The sequence below is a fragment of the Streptomyces sp. NPDC005925 genome (genome assembly GCF_040638805.1).
Classification (GTDB): Bacteria; Actinomycetota; Actinomycetes; order Streptomycetales; family Streptomycetaceae; genus Streptomyces.
The window spans coordinates 136,148-152,330 of record NZ_JBEXVL010000013.1 but is presented as its reverse complement, the minus strand read 5'-3'; the positions used below and the strand labels follow the sequence as shown (position 1 = coordinate 152,330).

The window sequence follows — 16,183 nt, the reverse complement described above, 5'->3', positions numbered from 1 at the left end:
TGCCCGGCCCACTACCGGAAGCCGCTGTTCCGGGGTCTACGCTGCGTCCACGTCCGTCAGCCCAGGGAGGCGCAGGTGGCGCAGGTGCCGCAGACGTTCTTCGATGCTCGCGCGGTGCGCACCTGGTGCGGTCTGGCCCTTCGGGCGCTGGGGCGGGCGCGTGAGGAGATCGACGCGATCAACGTCTATCCGGTCGCGGACGGTGACACCGGCACGAACCTCTATCTGACCGTCGAGTCGGCGGTCACGGCGGTCGAGGCCGTGTTCGGGGCCCACGAGTCGGCAGCACCCTCGGCGTCCGTCGCCTCCACAGCACCTGTCGAGTCCACCGGGGCCGGCCCGACGCTGGCCGATGCCGCGCGCGCGATGGCGCACGGGGCGCTGATCGGCGCCCGGGGGAACTCCGGAACGATCCTGGCGCAGCTGCTGCGCGGCATGGCGCAGGTGCTCGCCGCCGACGGCGACACCGCCCACGTGGACGGACAGGTCCTGCGGCTCGCACTGCGGCACGCCGCCGACTCCGCGCGTCGGGCCGTCGCCCGTCCCGTGGAGGGCACGGTCCTCACCGTCGCCTCGGCCGCCGCCGACGCGGCCGGGGGAGTGGAGGGCGACTGCGGCACCGTCGCGCGCGCGGCATACGAGGGAGCCCGCGTCGCTCTCGCCGACACCCCGGCGCAGCTGGCCGTACTGCGCCGGGCCGGTGTGGTCGACGCCGGTGGGCGAGGCCTGGTGGCGGTGCTCGCCGCGCTGGTGGAGGCCTTGACGGGAGAGACGCCGGGGACGGTCGTCGCACCCGGCGGGCGGGTGGCGGCCGGTCCGCGCGACGTGTCGGAGGCCGCCGTCTCCGGGGCCGACGCTCTGGGAGAGTGCGTTTCCGGTGAGGCGGCACCCCACGCCGGCGCGCCCGCGTTCGAGGTGATCTACCTCCTGGAGGCCGACGACACGGCCGTGGCACGGCTGCGGGAGCGGCTGGACGGCCTCGGGAACTCGCTCGTCGTGGTCGGCGGCGACGGGCTGTGGAACGTCCATGTGCACGTCGACGACGCCGGAGCCGCCGTGGAGGCGGGCGTCGAGGCCGGGCGGCCCTACCGGATCCGGATCACGCACTTCGGCGCGGGCGACGTGCACACCACCGGGGACGAACGCCCTCCCCGGGAACGCGCCCAGCGGGCCGTGGTGGCCGTCGTACCGGGCGAGGGCCTGGCGGGGCTCTACACGGAGGCCGGCGCGACCACCGTGCTCGCGAGGCCCGGGGAGCCGCCCGCCAGCGGGGAACTCGTCCAGGCCCTACGGCGGGCGCACGCGCGCGAGGTCGTGCTGCTGCCCAACGACGCCGATCTGCGCCACACCGCCGCGGCGGCGGCCGAGCAGGCCCGCACGGACGGCATCCGCGTGGCGCTGATCCCCACCCGTTCCGCCGTGCAGGGCATCGCGGCGCTCGCCGTGCACGAGCCGGACCGCCGGTTCGACGAGGACGTCGTGGCGATGACCTCGGCGGCCGGCGCCACCCGCTACGCCGAGGTGACCGTGGCCGAGCGGCAGTCCTGGACCATGGCCGGCATCTGCCAGGCCGGTGACGTCCTCGGCCTGATCGACGGCGACGTGGCCGTGATCGGCCGGGACGTCACAGCCGTCGCCGAGACCGTCCTCGACCGGATGCTCGCCGCGGGCGGCGAGCTGGTCACGCTCGTCCTCGGCGACGACGCGCCCGGGCCCGTCACCGAGCGGCTGGAGGCACGCGTGCGGGAGGCGTACCTCGCCGTCGACACCGTGGTGTACCGGGGCGGGCGGCAGGGCGCGCTGCTGCTCATCGGCGTCGAGTAGATCCCGTCGATCCGGACAGCTCCCGTCGAGCCCGACCGGCCGGGACTTCGGATCCGGAGGTTCCTCGCCATGCGGCGCCGGTGGGTGGGCGTGCGGCGGAGCGGACACCGCGCGGAGCCGGGCGGTACCGGGTGAGCGGTGACCGCGGGACGGCCGGACTACGTCACCCGAGGGCCCGGACGAGCCGTCCGACCAGGACTTCCCCACGACGTGTACGGCGATGTCAGTGCCGTGGTGTGCAATGGATCTCGTGCCCGCGCTGAAAGAACCCCTGCACCAGCCACTGAAGTCGGTGCTCGGCCCCGCCACCGCGAAGGTGATGGCCGAGCACCTCGGCCTGCACACGGTCGGCGACCTCCTCCACCACTACCCGCGCAGATACGAGGAGCGCGGCCGGCTCACCCACCTCGCCGACCTCCCGATGGACGAGCACGTCACGGTGGTCGCCCAGGTCGCCGACGCCCGGCTGCACACGTTCGCCTCGTCCAGGGCCCCGCGCGGCAAGGGCCAGCGCCTCGAAGTGACCATCACGGACGGCAGCGGCCGGCTCCAGCTGGTCTTCTTCGGCCACGGCGTCCACAAACCCCACAAAGACCTCCTGCCGGGCACCCGCGCCCTCTTCGCGGGCAAGGTCTCCGTCTTCAACCGCCGCCTGCAACTGGCCCATCCGGCGTACGAACTCCTGCAGTCGGAGGACGCGGCGGAGACCGTCGACAGCTGGGCGGGCGCCCTCATCCCGATCTACCCGGCCACCGCCAAGCTGGAGTCCTGGAAGATCGGCAAGGCGATCCAGACGGTGCTGCCCAGCGCGCAGGAAGCCCTCGACCCGCTGCCCGGGAGCCTGCGCGAGGGCCGCGGCCTGGTCCCCCTGCCCGAGGCCCTGCTGAAGATCCACCGCCCGCACACCAAGGCCGACATCGCCGACGCCCGCGCCCGGCTCAAGTGGGACGAGGCGTTCGTCCTCCAGGTGGCCCTCGCCCGCCGCCGCCACGCCGAGACCCAACTCCCGGCCGTCCCCCGCATGCCCCGGCCGGCGGGCCTGCTCACGGCCTTCGACGCCCGCCTCCCGTTCACCCTCACCGAGGGCCAGGAGCGTGTCTCCCGGGAAATCCTCGACGACCTCGCCACGGACCACCCGATGCACCGCCTGCTCCAGGGCGAAGTGGGCAGCGGCAAGACGATGGTCGCGCTGCGCGCCATGCTCGCCGTCGTCGACGCGGGCGGGCAGGCCGCGATGCTCGCACCCACCGAGGTGCTCGCCCAGCAGCACCACCGGTCCGTCGTGGAGATGATGGGCGAGCTGGCCGAGGGCGGCATGCTCGGCGGCGTCGAACACGCCACCAAGGTCGTGCTGCTCACCGGCTCCATGAGCACCGCCGCCCGGCGTCAGGCCCTGCTCGACCTGGCCACCGGCGAGGCCGGCATCGTCATCGGCACGCACGCGCTGATCGAGGACAGGGTCCAGTTCCACGACCTCGGCCTGGTCGTCGTGGACGAACAGCACCGCTTCGGCGTCGAACAGCGCGACGCCCTGCGCGGCAAGGGCAAACAGCCCCCGCACCTGCTCGTGATGACCGCGACGCCCATCCCGCGCACGGTCGCCATGACCGTCTTCGGCGACCTGGAGACCTCCGTCCTCGACCAGCTCCCGGCCGGGCGCTCCCCGATCGCCAGCCATGTCGTCCCCGCCGCCGACAAACCACACTTCCTCGCCCGCGCGTGGGAGCGCGTGCGCGAGGAGGCCGAGGGTGGCCACCAGGCGTACGTCGTCTGCCCCCGCATCGGCGACGAGGAGGACGACCCCACGAAGGCGGGCAAGAAGAAGAACCCCGAGGACGACGCGGACAAACGCCCTCCGCTCGCCGTCCTCGAGGTCGCCGACCACCTCGCGAAGGGCCCCCTCGCGGGCCTGCGCGTCGAGGTCCTGCACGGCCGGATGCATCCCGACGACAAGGACGCCGTCATGCGCCGCTTCGCCGCCGGCGACACCGACGTCCTGGTCGCCACGACGGTCATCGAGGTCGGAGTCAACGTTCCCAACGCCACCGCCATGGTGATCATGGACGCCGACCGCTTCGGCGTCTCCCAGCTCCACCAGCTCCGCGGCCGCGTCGGCCGCGGCTCCGCCCCCGGCCTGTGCCTGCTCGTCACCGAGATGCCCGAGGCGAGCCCCGCCCGGCAGCGCCTCGGTGCCGTCGCCTCCACCCTGGACGGCTTCGAGCTCTCCCGCATCGACCTCGAACAGCGCCGCGAGGGGGACGTCCTGGGGCAGGCCCAGTCCGGCACCCGCTCCAGCCTGCGCATGCTCGCTGTCATCGAGGACGAGGACGTCATCGCCGAGGCCCGCAGGGAGGCGACGGCGGTGGTCGCGGCCGACCCCGACCTCACGCACCTCCCCGCCCTGCGCACCGCCCTGGACGCACTCCTGGACGAGGAGAGGGAGCAGTACTTGGAAAAGGGCTGAGACCGAGGCGCCCCGGAGCGCGGGACTGCGGCGGTGCGCCCTTATTGCCGGGTGGCCGCAACAGGCCGGGATCGACCCCCGCCACCCGGGTACGACGCGCCGCGTCCCCGCCGCCGCCTGCCAGACTGCATCCGTAATCCCCGACGGACAAGGACCCGACAATGACCCGCGTGATCGCCGGCGCGGCCGGCGGACGCCGCCTGGCCGTCCCACCGGGGACCGGCACCCGCCCCACCTCCGACCGCGCCCGCGAGGGCCTGCTCTCCACGTGGCAGTCCCTCCTCGGCGGCCCGCTGGACGGCGAGCGGGTCCTCGACCTGTACGCCGGCTCCGGCGCCGTGGGCCTGGAGGCCCTCTCGCGCGGCGCGAGCCACACCCTGCTGGTCGAGGCCGACGCCCGAGCGGCCCGGACGGTCCGGGAGAACGTGACGTCCCTCGGCCTGCCCGGCGCCGAGGTGAGAGCGGGCAGAGCCGAACAGATCATCCGCACGGCGCCCCCCGAAAAGCCGTACGACATCGCGTTCCTGGACCCGCCGTACGCCGTTTCGGACGACGATCTTCGGGAGATCCTGCTCACACTGCGCACCCAGGGCTGGCTAGCGGACGATGCGCTGGTCACCGTTGAGCGCAGCACCAGAGGCGGCGAGTTCCGATGGCCGGAGGGCTACGAAGCCCTCCGGGCCCGTCGCTACGGCGAGGGAACGTTTTGGTACGGTCGCGCCGCCTCTACGTGCGAAGACGCACGATGACCGGACCGGAGAGCGAGGGATCACAAGTGTTGCGCCGCGCCGTTTGTCCCGGGTCGTTCGACCCGATCACCAACGGACATCTCGACATCATTGCCCGCGCCTCCCGGCTGTACGACGAGGTCTGGGTCGCGGTGATGATCAACAAGTCCAAGAAGGGCCTGTTCGAGATCGACGAGCGGATCGACCTGATCCACCGGGTCACCGCCGAATACACCAACGTGCGGGTCGAGGCCTTCCACGGCCTCCTCGTCGACTTCTGCAAGGAGCGCGACATCCCGGCCATCGTCAAGGGCCTGCGAGCCGTCAGCGACTTCGACTACGAGCTGCAGATGGCCCAGATGAACAACGGCCTGACCGGCGTCGAGACGCTGTTCGTACCCACCAACCCCACCTACAGCTTCCTGTCGTCCTCACTGGTCAAGGAGGTCGCGGCATGGGGCGGCGACGTCTCCCACCTGGTCCCGCCGGAGGTCCTCGCGGCGCTCGGCGACCGCCTGCGGCGGGACTGACGCCCTGACAACCCCTCACTCGGTGTCCCCCGGCAGGCCCATGGCCGTACAGTCGTTCCGTCCGTCTCCAACACAGCTGTAGAGAGTGGCGAGCACACGGTGGACGTGCAGAAGAAGCTCGACGAGATCGTCGCGTCGGTCTCCAGTGCCCGGTCGATGCCCATGTCGGCCTCGTGCGTGATCAACCGCGCCGAACTGCTCTCGATGCTCGAAGAAGTGCGCGCGGCCCTGCCCGGCTCCCTCGCCCAGGCGCAGGAGCTGATCGGCGACCGCGAGCAGATGGTCGCCCAGGCCCGCCAGGAGGCCGAGCAGATCATCGAGAACGCGCACGCCGAGCGCAACTCCCTGATCACCGGCACCGAGATCGCCCGCCGCTCCCAGGCCGAGGCGGACCGGATCCTCGCCGAGGCCCGCCAGGAGGCCGAGGAGATCCGCGCCGAGGCCGACGACTACGTCGACTCCAAACTCGCCAACTTCGAGGTCGTCCTCAACAAGACCCTCGGCTCGGTCGGCCGCGGCCGCGAGAAGCTCCTCGGCACCGGCCCGGGCATAGACGAGCAGGGCTACGAGGACGAGGACGCCCCGGAGCGCAGCCACGACCCCGAGACGCTGCGCCGCAACGCCGACGAGTACGTCGACGTCAAGCTCGGCGCCTTCGAGGCGGTCCTCGCCAAGACCCTGGACGCCGTCGGACGCGGCCGGCAGAAACTGCACGGCCGGATCGCCAGCGACGACCTCGGCGCCCTCGCCGACGACACCAGCACCGTCCAGCACACCAGCGACGCCGACTACCTGGCCGGGCTCGCGGGCGTCGCCGAGCCGGTCGCCGCCCCCGCCGTCCCCGAGGAGCCCCGGCAGCCGCAGCCCGACTACGGGGCGGCGCAGCCGGCCTACACCTACCAGCAGCCCGCCCAGCAGGACCCGTACGGCGGCTACCAGCAGCAGTACGACGGCACCCAGCCGGACCCGTACGGCTACCAGCAGCCCGCGCAGCCCGATCCGTACGCCGCCTATCAGGGCTACGACCAGCAGGGTCTCTACGACCCGCACCAGGCCGCGCAGACCCAGCAGGGCTACCTCCCGCCGCAGCCGGCCCAGCCGCCGTCGCAGGCCCTCGACGAGACCAGCCTCTTCGACACCAGCATGATCAGCGCCGAGCAGCTGCGGGCCTACGAGCAGGGCCGCGGCAACGGCTGAGGGCACGACGGGCCCCGTGGCGGCCCGGGCGCGCGCCGCGGGCTGCTCCGCAGGCCCCGGGTCCCACCGGATTGGGCCAAGAGCGAAAGGTCAAGTATCCTGGCTCTTCGGTCGCGCGTATGTCCGCGATCAACGCTGCCCGGGAAGACCGAAGGGCGGCATCCCGAGAGTTCGCAAGACCGGAAGCAGGAATGGCTCTGAACGCCCGCCTCGACCACCGCAACCCCCTCGTGTTCGACACGCACGAGCTGGGGCGGCGTCCTGGTGCGCTGCGGCGCCTGTCCCGCACGGTCGACGCTCCCCGGGACCTCGGTCTGAAGGACGTCATCGGGGTGCCGGAAGGCACCCCGATGGAGCTGGACCTCCGCCTGGAGTCCGTCATGGAAGGGGTGCTCGTCACGGGCACCGCCCGTGCACGGGCCGAGGGGGAGTGCGTAAGGTGTCTGGAGCCGCTCGGGCAGCAGCTCGAAGCGGACTTCCAGGAGATGTTCTCGTACCCTGACGCCGACGACCGGGGCCGCCCCAAGGCGGAACCGGCCGACGACGCCGAGGAAGACGAGGACAGGTTCTTCATCGAGGACGGCCTGTTCGACCTCGAACCCGTGCTGCGCGATGCGGTGGTGCTCGCACTGCCGATGCAGCCGGTGTGCCAGGACGACTGCCCGGGACTGTGCGCCGAGTGTGGCGCACGCCTGGCGGACGACCCGGACCACCACCACGACGCCGTCGACATCCGTTGGGCGGCACTGCAGGGACTCGCCGGCACCATGAAGGACGGCGAGAAGGACGAGATGAGCGGCGCCGAACCGGGCGTCGACGAGAAGCAGGAGAAGTAGCCGTGGCTGTTCCGAAGCGGAAGATGTCGCGCAGCAACACGCGCCACCGCCGGTCGCAGTGGAAGGCTGCGGTCCCCACCCTGGTTGCGTGCGAGCGCTGCCACGAGCCCAAGCTGCAGCACATTGCGTGCCCGTCTTGCGGCACCTACAACAAGCGCCAGGTCCTCGAGGTCTGAGCGGCTGGTGAGAGGCACTGTGTCCACGCCCAAGAAGCAGCAGGCGGACAATCAGGCCTCGTCCCACACGCTTCTGGAAGGGCGGCTCGGCTATCAGGTCGAGTCCGCCCTTCTGGTGCGAGCACTGACCCACCGTTCGTACGCGTACGAGAACGGCGGTCTGCCCACGAACGAGCGGCTGGAGTTCCTCGGGGACTCCGTGCTCGGCCTCGTGGTCACGGACACGCTCTATCGCACCCACCCCGACCTGCCCGAGGGCCAGCTGGCCAAGCTCCGGGCAGCGGTGGTCAATTCGCGTGCGCTGGCGGAGGTCGGTCGCGGACTCGACCTGGGCTCCTTCATCCGGCTCGGCCGTGGTGAAGAGGGAACGGGCGGCCGGGACAAGGCGTCCATCCTCGCCGACACCCTTGAAGCGGTGATCGGCGCGGTCTATCTCGACCAGGGGCTGGAATCGGCGGCGGAGCTCGTGCACCGCCTGTTCGACCCGCTGATCGAGAAGTCCTCGAATCTCGGAGCCGGCCTGGACTGGAAGACCAGTCTCCAGGAGCTCACCGCGACCGAGGGGCTCGGCGTGCCCGAGTACCTGGTCACGGAGACCGGCCCCGACCACGAGAAGACCTTCACTGCTGCTGCCCGCGTCGGAGGCGTCTCGTACGGCACCGGCACCGGCCGCAGCAAGAAGGAGGCGGAGCAGCAGGCCGCCGAGTCCGCGTGGCGGTCCATCCGGGCCGCGGCGGACGAGCGCGCCAAGGCGGCGGCCCAGGCCGCCGCCGAGCCGGAGCCTGCCGAGACTCCTGAGAGTGCCGACGCCCCGTCGGCCTCCGCCTGACCGACGACAGCATCGTCCGAGCGCCCACCCCACCTGTACGGGGCGGGCGCTCGGCTCGTCTCGCCATCACTCGCATTCACGGCCGTACGGGGGAGTCCATGCCCGAGTTGCCCGAGGTGGAGGTCGTCCGGCGCGGCCTCGAACGGTGGGTCGCCCACCGGACCGTCGCCGAGGCCGAGGTCCTTCACCCGCGTGCCGTGCGCCGCCATCTCGCGGGCGGCGAGGACTTCGCGCGCCGCCTGGGCGGCCACCGCATCGGCGTGCCGGGCAGACGCGGCAAGTATCTGTGGCTGCCGCTGGAGGGCACGGGCGTGACCGGCCAGGCGATCCTCGCCCACCTCGGCATGAGCGGTCAGCTGCTGGTCCAGCCGCACTCGGCGCCCGACGAGAAGCACCTGCGCATCCGGATCCGCTTCACGGACGCCCTGGACACCGAGCTCCGCTTCGTCGACCAGCGCACCTTCGGCGGTCTGTCGCTGCACGAGACGACCCCCGAGGGCCTGCCCGACGTCATCGGGCACATCGCCCGCGACCCGCTGGACCCGCTCTTCGACGACGACGCGTTCCACCGGGCGCTGCGCCGCCGCCGCTCCACGGTGAAACGGGCCCTGCTCGACCAGTCCCTGATCAGTGGAGTCGGCAATATCTACGCCGACGAGGCGCTGTGGCGCTCCCGCCTGCACTACGAGCGACCCACCTCCACCCTCACGGGCCCGCGGACGCGGGAACTCCTCGGCCACGTCCGGGACGTGATGAACGACGCCCTCGCCGTGGGCGGCACCAGCTTCGACAGCCTGTACGTCGACGTCAACGGCGAGTCGGGCTACTTCGACCGGTCGCTGGACGCCTACGGCCGGGAGGGCGAGCCCTGCCGCCGGTGCGGTACGCCGATGCGCCGGCGCCCGTGGATGAACCGGTCGAGCTACTTCTGCCCGAGGTGTCAGCGCCCGCCGCGCGCCGCGTCGTAACGCTCCCGGCAGGCCAGGACCTGGTCCATGCTGCCCTCCAGGAGATGGATGAGGGACAGCAGCCGGGCGGTGACCTCGCGGCCGAGTGGCGTCAGTTCGTAGTCCACGCGGGGCGGGTTGACCGGCTGGGCCTCGCGGTGCACCAGGCCGTCGCGCTCCAGGGCGTGCAGGGTCTGGGAGAGCATCTTCTCGCTGACGCCGTCGACCCGGCGGCGCAGCGCGTTGAAACGGAGGGGCCCCTCGGACAGGGCGCCCAGGGTGAGCGCGCCCCAGCGGCCCGTGATGTGCTCCAGCGTGCCGCGCGAGGGGCAGAGCCTGGAGAACACGTCGTAGGGGAGATCCTGCTCCGGAGTGCGCTCCTCCTGCGTGGTCGTCATGCGCCCCAGAGTAGGGGACCGCAGCGCCGACCGGCAGGTGGCGCTAACTGTGAGACAGCGCTCGTCCTGCCGTTCCACGAGGCCGGGGCGGTGGGCTCAGTAGCCGAAGTCCTGCGTCCACCACGGGCCGCCCTGAGCGAAGTGCACACCCACGCCCAGTTTCTTGAAGTCGCAGTTCAGTATGTTGGCGCGGTGGCCCGGGCTGTTCATCCAGGCCTCCATGACGGCTACCGCGCCCGCCTGGCCGCGGGCGATGTTCTCGCCGCCGAGGTTGCTGATGCCGGCCTTCTCCGCCCGGTCCCAGGGCGTGGCGCCGCTGGGGTCGGTGTGGTCGAAGAAGCCCCGCTCGGCCATGTCCTCGCTGAAGTCGGAGGCCAGGTCGGTCAGGGCGCTGTTCGCGGCGACGGGGCTGCAGCCGGCCTGGGCCCGCTCGTCGTTGACGAGCTTGAGCACCTGGGCAGCGGCGGCGGCCTCCTCGGACAAGGTGACCGGCGGAACGTCGGGCACGGGTGCCTTCGTGGCCTTCGGTGTGGCTGTCCGCTGCGGCTTCTCGCTCGGCGTGCTCTCCGGCTTCTTCGACGGCGCCTCGGTCGTCGGCGCCGCGGAGGACTTCGGTGCGGACGGCGACGTCGGGGCGGCGGGGGACGTGGAGCGGTCGGTGTCGCGGCTCGTCGCCGTGCTGTCGCGGCCGTCGGCCGAGCCGGAGGTGCCGCCCTGCACGCTGGGGGTGCTCGTCGCGGAGTCGGCGGCCTGCACCCGGTCGCCGGTCCCGAAGCCGCCGCCGATGCGATAGCCGTCCAGGCCGGGTACGGCGCCCGTGGCCACGGCGACCGTGCCGAGCGCGACCGCGGCCGAGGCGCCGAGCAGCCCGGCGCGGACCGGCACGCCCTTCTTCTTGCGGCGCCGGCGGGGCCCGGCCTGCGTGACGCCGCCGTCGGCCTCGTGATCGCCGTCGGCCGGGAAGGCGGGGGTGCCCGAAGCAGGGGTGTAGTCGTCGTCCGTGGCGTAGAGGAAGGCCTCGGTCTTCGCGTACGTCTCCGCGTACGCCTCCGGGTTGAGATACGGGGCGATCCCCGTCGTCGGGTGGTCGCCCCCGTACGAACCCGATGGCTCGTCGTGTCCCTGGCGGCCGTCCGGCTGCGTGCTCCCCGTGGCACGGCCCGTGGCGGCGCGGCCGGCGGCGGAGCGTCGGTGGCGTCCCATGTCCTGGCCTTCCTCGTTCTTGCGGTCTGCTCGTCCTCGCGATCAACACAAAACTCACTCGATCGTGTGAGTTTCATAGGACTTTCGTTTGGGTGGGGACGGTACCGCAAGACGCTCGGGGGGAAAGTGTCCGAAGAGACATTGGCCGGTTAGGTTGCCCCCATGAGTGAGGATGTGCGACTGGTCGCCTGGGTACGCGGACGCGTCCAGGGTGTGGGTTTCCGCTGGTTCACGCGGGCGAAGGCCCTGGAGCTCGGAGGCCTGAGTGGCTTTGCTCTCAATGTGCAGGACGGGCGGGTCCAGGTCGTCGCGGAAGGCCCGCGGAGCGCGTGCGACGCGCTGCTCGAGTGGCTCCGCGGCGCCGACACGCCCGGCCGCGTGGACGGCGTCACAGAGATTTGGGACACACCCCGCGGTGGCTACGACGGCTTCGCCATCCGCTGACCGCGCCGCCCGGCACGGCCCGCCCGGCGGCGAAGCCTTTTGTCGCAGGCGTCCGCGGGGACGAAAAAGAGCAGGTCGTTGCCGAGAAAACCCTTGCCATGACGGGCCCGCCCCGCGAAGATGATCGCCACACCCCGAGAGCCCCGCAGAAGTCGCCGCGCCGCCGTTGTGAGCCGCGCGCCACCGGGTTGCCCCCCATACGGGGCGTGATCGTGTTGACCGTCAAACTTTTTGGTGAGACGCTGAAAGCCCCGCGCACCTTAGCTGTTTGGCATGGCAGAACAGCACCACAACCGCATCAGTGCCAAGCACCGCGGGTGCGAATCCCTCACGACCCACACCGCTTCGGTCGTCACTCATTGTGGAGGACCATCCATCATGGCAAAGGCGCTTCTCGGTTACGTCGGCGGCTCCGACCCTCGACTCCTCGCTGAGATGCGACGGCTGCAACAGCGCGTCCAGGACCTCGAATCCGAGCTCGTACGGATCCAGGCCGAGAACGACGCACTGGCGACTGCCGCGTCGCACGACAGGATCATGGAGAGCGTTGACGCACACCAGGCGGAGCCTGCGCTGACCTGATCGCTGCGCAGTTCCACAACAGCGCAGCAGTGGTCGGGCCGCCCGACAACCCGCTGATTCTCAGAGTTGCAAGGGACGCCGATCTCGGCGTCCCTTCTTTCTTGCCTCCGGCCGGCTTCGGCGGCCCGGCGGCTTGCTCGTCCCCGCCATTCCTTTCACCGTCTTCAACGTCTGATGTGCCCTGCGCGTTCACCGGCGAAACCGTGGGTTCATGGAGTGAGACAACCCCGGCGGGTAAAGTCCACGGGCGTGCACCTCAAGGCCCTGACCCTCCGAGGGTTCAAATCGTTCGCATCGGCAACCACGCTCCGGTTCGAACCGGGGATCACGTGCGTCGTCGGCCCGAACGGCTCGGGCAAGTCCAACGTGGTGGACGCGCTCAGCTGGGTCATGGGCGAACAGGGCGCCAAGTCGCTGCGCGGCGGCAAGATGGAGGACGTCATCTTCGCCGGCACGACCGGCCGCCCGCCGCTCGGCCGGGCCGAGGTGTCGCTGACCATCGACAACTCCGACGGGGCCCTGCCCATCGAGTACGCCGAGGTCACCATCACGCGGATCATGTTCCGCAACGGCGGCAGCGAGTACCAGATCAACGGCGACACCTGCCGCCTCCTCGACATCCAGGAGCTGCTGTCCGACTCCGGCATCGGCCGCGAGATGCACGTCATCGTCGGCCAGGGCCAGCTCGACTCCGTGCTGCACGCCGACCCCATGGGCCGCCGCGCCTTCATCGAGGAGGCCGCCGGTGTTCTCAAGCACCGCAAGCGCAAGGAGAAGGCGCTGCGGAAGCTGGACGCCATGCAGGCCAACCTCGCGCGCGTGCAGGACCTCACGGACGAACTGCGCCGGCAGCTCAAGCCGCTCGGACGGCAGGCGGCCGTCGCCCGGCGCGCCGCCGTGATCCAGGCCGACCTCCGCGACGCGCGGCTGCGCCTCCTCGCCGACGACCTCGTACGGCTGCGGGAGGCGCTCAACGCCGAGGTCGCCGACGAGGCCGCCCTCAAGGGGCGCAAGGAGGCCACCGAGCAGGAGCTGCGGCGGGCCCAGCAGCGCGAGGCCCAGCTGGAGGACGAGGTACGCCGGCTCACGCCGCGCCTGCAGCGCGCCCAGCAGACCTGGTACGAACTGTCCCAGCTCGCCGAGCGGGTGCGCGGCACGATCTCGCTCGCCGACGCGCGCGTGAAAAGCGCCACCTCCGCCCCGCCCGAGGAGCGGCGCGGCCGGGACCCCGAGGACATGGAGCGCGAGGCCGCCCGGGTCCGTGAACAGGAGGCCGAACTGGAGGCCGCCCTCGAGGCGGCCCGGCACGCGCTGGAGGACACCGTCGCCCACCGGGCCGACCTGGAGCGCGGACTCGTCGCCGAGGAACGCCGGCTGAAGGACGTGGCCCGCGCGATCGCCGACCGCCGTGAGGGCCTGGCCCGGCTCAGGGGACAGGTGGGCGCCGCCCGGTCCCGCGCTGCCGCCGCGCAGGCCGAGATCGAGCGGCTGGCCGCCGCCCGGGACGAGGCACAGGAGCGTGCCGTCGCCGCCCAGGAGGAGTACGAGGCACTGCGGGCCGAGGTCGACAGCCTGGACGCCGGCGACGAGGAACTCGCCGGGCGGCACGACGCCGCCAGGGCACGGCTCGCCGAGGCCGAGGCCGCCCACGCCGCCGCCCGCGAGGCCGTCACCGCCGCCGAACGCAAACGCGCCGCGACCCGCGCCCGCCACGACGCCCTCGCCCTGGGCCTGCGCCGCAAGGACGGCACCGGGGCCTTGCTGGGCGCCCGGGACCGGCTCACCGGCCTGCTCGGCCCGGCCGCCGAACTGCTCACCGTGGACCCCGGGCACGAGGTCGCCCTCGCCGCCGCCTTCGGGGCCGCCGCCGACGCCATCGCCGTGACCACGCCCGCCTCCGCCGCCGAGGCGATCCGGCTGCTGCGCAAGCAGGACGCGGGCCGCGCCGCCCTGCTCCTGGCCGGCGCCCCCGACGACGTACCGCACGAACCGCGTGCAGGTGGGCCGCCGTACGCCGCCGACCTGGTGAGCGGGCCCCCCGAACTGATGCCCGCCGTACGGCGCCTGCTGCGCGGGTACGTCGTGGTGGGCACCCTGGAGGACGCCGAGGACCTCGTCCGCGTCCGCCCCGGCCTGACCGCGGTCACCGCCGAAGGGGACCTGCTCGGGGCGCACTTCGCGCACGGCGGGTCGGCCGGGGCGCCCAGTCTGCTCGAGGTGCAGGCCTCCGTGGACGAGGCCGCCCACGAGTTGGAGGAGCTGGAGGTCAGGTGCGAGGAGCTGGCCGAGGCGCAGCGCGCGGCGGCCGAGCGGCGCCAGGAGTGCCGGGCGCGCGTCGAGGAGCTGGGGGAGCGGCGCCGTGCCGCCGACCGGGAGAAATCGTCCGTGGCGCAGCAGCTCGGGCGGCTCGCCGGGCAGGCCCGGGGGGCAGCCGGGGAGGCGGAGCGGTCCACGGCCGCCGCGGCACGCGCGCAGGACGCGCTGGACACGGCTCTGCTGGACGCCGAGGAGCTCGCCGAGCGGCTGGCCGTCGCCGAGGAGATGCCGGTCGAGGAGGAGCCGGACACCTCGGCGCGCGACCGGCTGGCCGCCGACGGGGCCAATGCCCGGCAGACGGAGATGGAGGCCCGCCTTCAGGTCCGTACGCACGAGGAGCGGGTGAAGGGGCTCGCGGGACGGGCCGACTCGCTCGACCGGGCCGCCCGCGCCGAACGCGAGGCACGTGCGCGTGCCGAGCAGCGGCGGGCCCGGCTGCGTCACGAGGCCGCCGTCGCCGGGGCCGTCGCCTCGGGCTCCCGCCTGCTGCTCGCGCATGTCGAGGTGTCCGTGGCACGCGCCGAGCAGGAACGTACCGCCGCCGAGGCCGCGAAGGCCCGCGGTGAGCAGGAACTCGGCCAGGCACGGGTGCGGGGGCGCGATCTCAAGGCGGAACTCGACAAGTTGACGGATTCGGTTCACCGCGGAGAGGTACTCGGCGCCGAGAAGCGGCTGCGGATCGAGCAGCTGGAGACCAAGGCGCTGGAGGAACTGGGTGTCGAGCCGGCGGGGCTGGTGGCGGAGTACGGTCCTGACCAGCCGGTGCCGCCCTCGCCCGCCGCCGAGGGCGAGGAGCTGCCGGAGGACCCGGAGCATCCGCGCAACCTGCCGAGGCCCTTCGCGCGGGCCGAGCAGGAGAAGCGGCTGAAGGCCGCCGAGCGGGCCTACCAGCAGCTCGGCAAGGTGAACCCGCTGGCGCTCGAGGAGTTCGCGGCCTTGGAGGAACGGCACAAGTTCCTCAGCGAGCAGCTGGAGGACCTGAAGAAGACGCGGGCCGACCTGCTGCAGGTGGTGAAGGAGGTCGACGAGCGCGTCGAGCAGGTCTTCTCCGAGGCGTTCCGGGACACCGCCGGCGAGTTCGAGGGTGTCTTCTCGCGGCTCTTTCCGGGTGGCGAGGGCCGCCTGGTGCTGACCGATCCCGACAACATGCTCACCACGGGCGTGGACGTCGAGGCCCGTCCGCCGGGCAAGAAGGTCAAGCGGCTCTCGCTGCTGTCGGGCGGTGAGCGGTCGCTGACCGCGGTCGCCATGCTGGTGTCGATCTTCAAGGCACGGCCCAGCCCGTTCTACGTGATGGACGAGGTCGAGGCCGCGCTCGACGACACCAACCTCCAGCGGCTCATCCGGATCATGCAGGAGCTGCAGGAGGCCTCGCAGCTGATCGTGATCACGCACCAGAAGCGCACGATGGAGGTCGCCGACGCGCTGTACGGCGTCTCCATGCAGGGCGACGGTGTGTCCAAGGTCATCAGCCAGCGACTCCGCTAGGCCCCGCCCCGCTCCCGGCTCCGCCGAATTGGTCTACACCTTCGATGACCAGCGCTTCTTGACGCGCTCTTCGCAAGTTCTTCAGCTCTTGAACAGGCGAGCCCTCAAGATGTGCACCGGCTGACGCAAGATCGCCTGTTGACTTCGACTCTTGAACGAATAGTCTCTCCGTCGTTACTTTCACCTTCAGGTGTTGCCACCTGGAAGGGCTGACCCCCACC

14 protein-coding genes are annotated in these 16,183 nt (G+C 72.1%); 12 read left to right on the top strand and 2 right to left on the bottom strand.

Going from position 1 to position 16,183, the window contains the following annotated elements; genetic code table 11:
- The first annotated feature begins 75 nt into the window (after nt 1-75).
- The 9 genes from ABZ354_RS17895 to mutM all read left to right on the top strand — a co-directional run bounded on the left by ABZ354_RS17895 (nt 76) and on the right by mutM (nt 9,552).
- Nucleotides 76-1,824: a DAK2 domain-containing protein gene (locus ABZ354_RS17895; protein WP_358657712.1), complete on the top strand. Its 1,749-nt coding sequence runs from the start codon at nt 76-78 to the stop codon at nt 1,822-1,824.
- A 241-nt stretch (nt 1,825-2,065) separates the two neighbouring features.
- Nucleotides 2,066-4,288, top strand: coding sequence for an ATP-dependent DNA helicase RecG (recG, locus tag ABZ354_RS17890; RefSeq protein ID WP_358657710.1), 2,223 nt, complete (start codon nt 2,066-2,068; stop codon nt 4,286-4,288).
- A gap of 161 nt (nt 4,289-4,449) precedes the next feature.
- Complete coding sequence (gene rsmD, locus ABZ354_RS17885; protein WP_358657709.1) at nt 4,450-5,037, top strand: 16S rRNA (guanine(966)-N(2))-methyltransferase RsmD; 588 nt, start codon at nt 4,450-4,452, stop codon at nt 5,035-5,037.
- A 29-nt stretch (nt 5,038-5,066) separates the two neighbouring features.
- Nucleotides 5,067-5,546, top strand: a complete 480-nt coding sequence (gene coaD, locus ABZ354_RS17880) for a pantetheine-phosphate adenylyltransferase (RefSeq protein WP_358657770.1) — start codon at nt 5,067-5,069, stop codon at nt 5,544-5,546.
- Between the two features lie 99 nt (nt 5,547-5,645).
- The gene (locus ABZ354_RS17875) at nt 5,646-6,743 is read left to right on the top strand and encodes a cell division initiation protein (protein WP_358657707.1); all 1,098 of its coding nucleotides are present in this window, start codon (nt 5,646-5,648) and stop codon (nt 6,741-6,743) included.
- Between the two features lie 191 nt (nt 6,744-6,934).
- A complete protein-coding gene (locus tag ABZ354_RS17870; protein ID WP_358657705.1) occupies nt 6,935-7,579 on the top strand; it encodes a DUF177 domain-containing protein in 645 nt (214 codons plus the stop codon).
- 2 nt (nt 7,580-7,581) lie between these two features.
- Nucleotides 7,582-7,755, top strand: a complete 174-nt coding sequence (gene rpmF / locus ABZ354_RS17865; RefSeq protein WP_007493396.1) for a 50S ribosomal protein L32 — start codon at nt 7,582-7,584, stop codon at nt 7,753-7,755.
- Between the two features lie 19 nt (nt 7,756-7,774).
- Complete coding sequence (gene rnc, locus ABZ354_RS17860) at nt 7,775-8,584, top strand: ribonuclease III (protein ID WP_358657768.1); 810 nt, start codon at nt 7,775-7,777, stop codon at nt 8,582-8,584.
- A gap of 98 nt (nt 8,585-8,682) precedes the next feature.
- Nucleotides 8,683-9,552, top strand: coding sequence for a bifunctional DNA-formamidopyrimidine glycosylase/DNA-(apurinic or apyrimidinic site) lyase (gene mutM, locus ABZ354_RS17855; protein ID WP_358657703.1), 870 nt, complete (start codon nt 8,683-8,685; stop codon nt 9,550-9,552).
- Here the strand turns inward: mutM and ABZ354_RS17850 are convergent.
- Both ABZ354_RS17850 and ABZ354_RS17845 read right to left on the bottom strand, forming a co-directional pair.
- Entirely contained in the window at nt 9,525-9,929 is a 405-nt protein-coding gene (locus ABZ354_RS17850) for a helix-turn-helix domain-containing protein (RefSeq protein WP_358657701.1), read from the bottom strand. The genes mutM and ABZ354_RS17850 overlap by 28 nt on opposite strands.
- A 96-nt stretch (nt 9,930-10,025) precedes the next feature.
- Nucleotides 10,026-11,132, bottom strand: coding sequence for a CAP domain-containing protein (locus ABZ354_RS17845; protein ID WP_358657699.1), 1,107 nt, complete (start codon nt 11,130-11,132; stop codon nt 10,026-10,028).
- A gap of 162 nt (nt 11,133-11,294) precedes the next feature.
- Here ABZ354_RS17845 and ABZ354_RS17840 point away from each other — a divergent pair, with 162 nt between their 5' ends.
- The 3 genes from ABZ354_RS17840 to smc all read left to right on the top strand — a co-directional run bounded on the left by ABZ354_RS17840 (nt 11,295) and on the right by smc (nt 15,962).
- Nucleotides 11,295-11,576, top strand: coding sequence for an acylphosphatase (locus tag ABZ354_RS17840; RefSeq protein ID WP_358657697.1), 282 nt, complete (start codon nt 11,295-11,297; stop codon nt 11,574-11,576).
- A 378-nt stretch (nt 11,577-11,954) separates the two neighbouring features.
- Entirely contained in the window at nt 11,955-12,158 is a 204-nt protein-coding gene (locus ABZ354_RS17835; protein ID WP_358657695.1) for a hypothetical protein, read from the top strand.
- Between the two features lie 249 nt (nt 12,159-12,407).
- Nucleotides 12,408-15,962 (top strand): chromosome segregation protein SMC, encoded by a 3,555-nt coding sequence (smc, locus tag ABZ354_RS17830; protein WP_358657693.1) that lies wholly within the window; start codon nt 12,408-12,410, stop codon nt 15,960-15,962.
- Nucleotides 15,963-16,183: the final 221 nt, after the last annotated feature.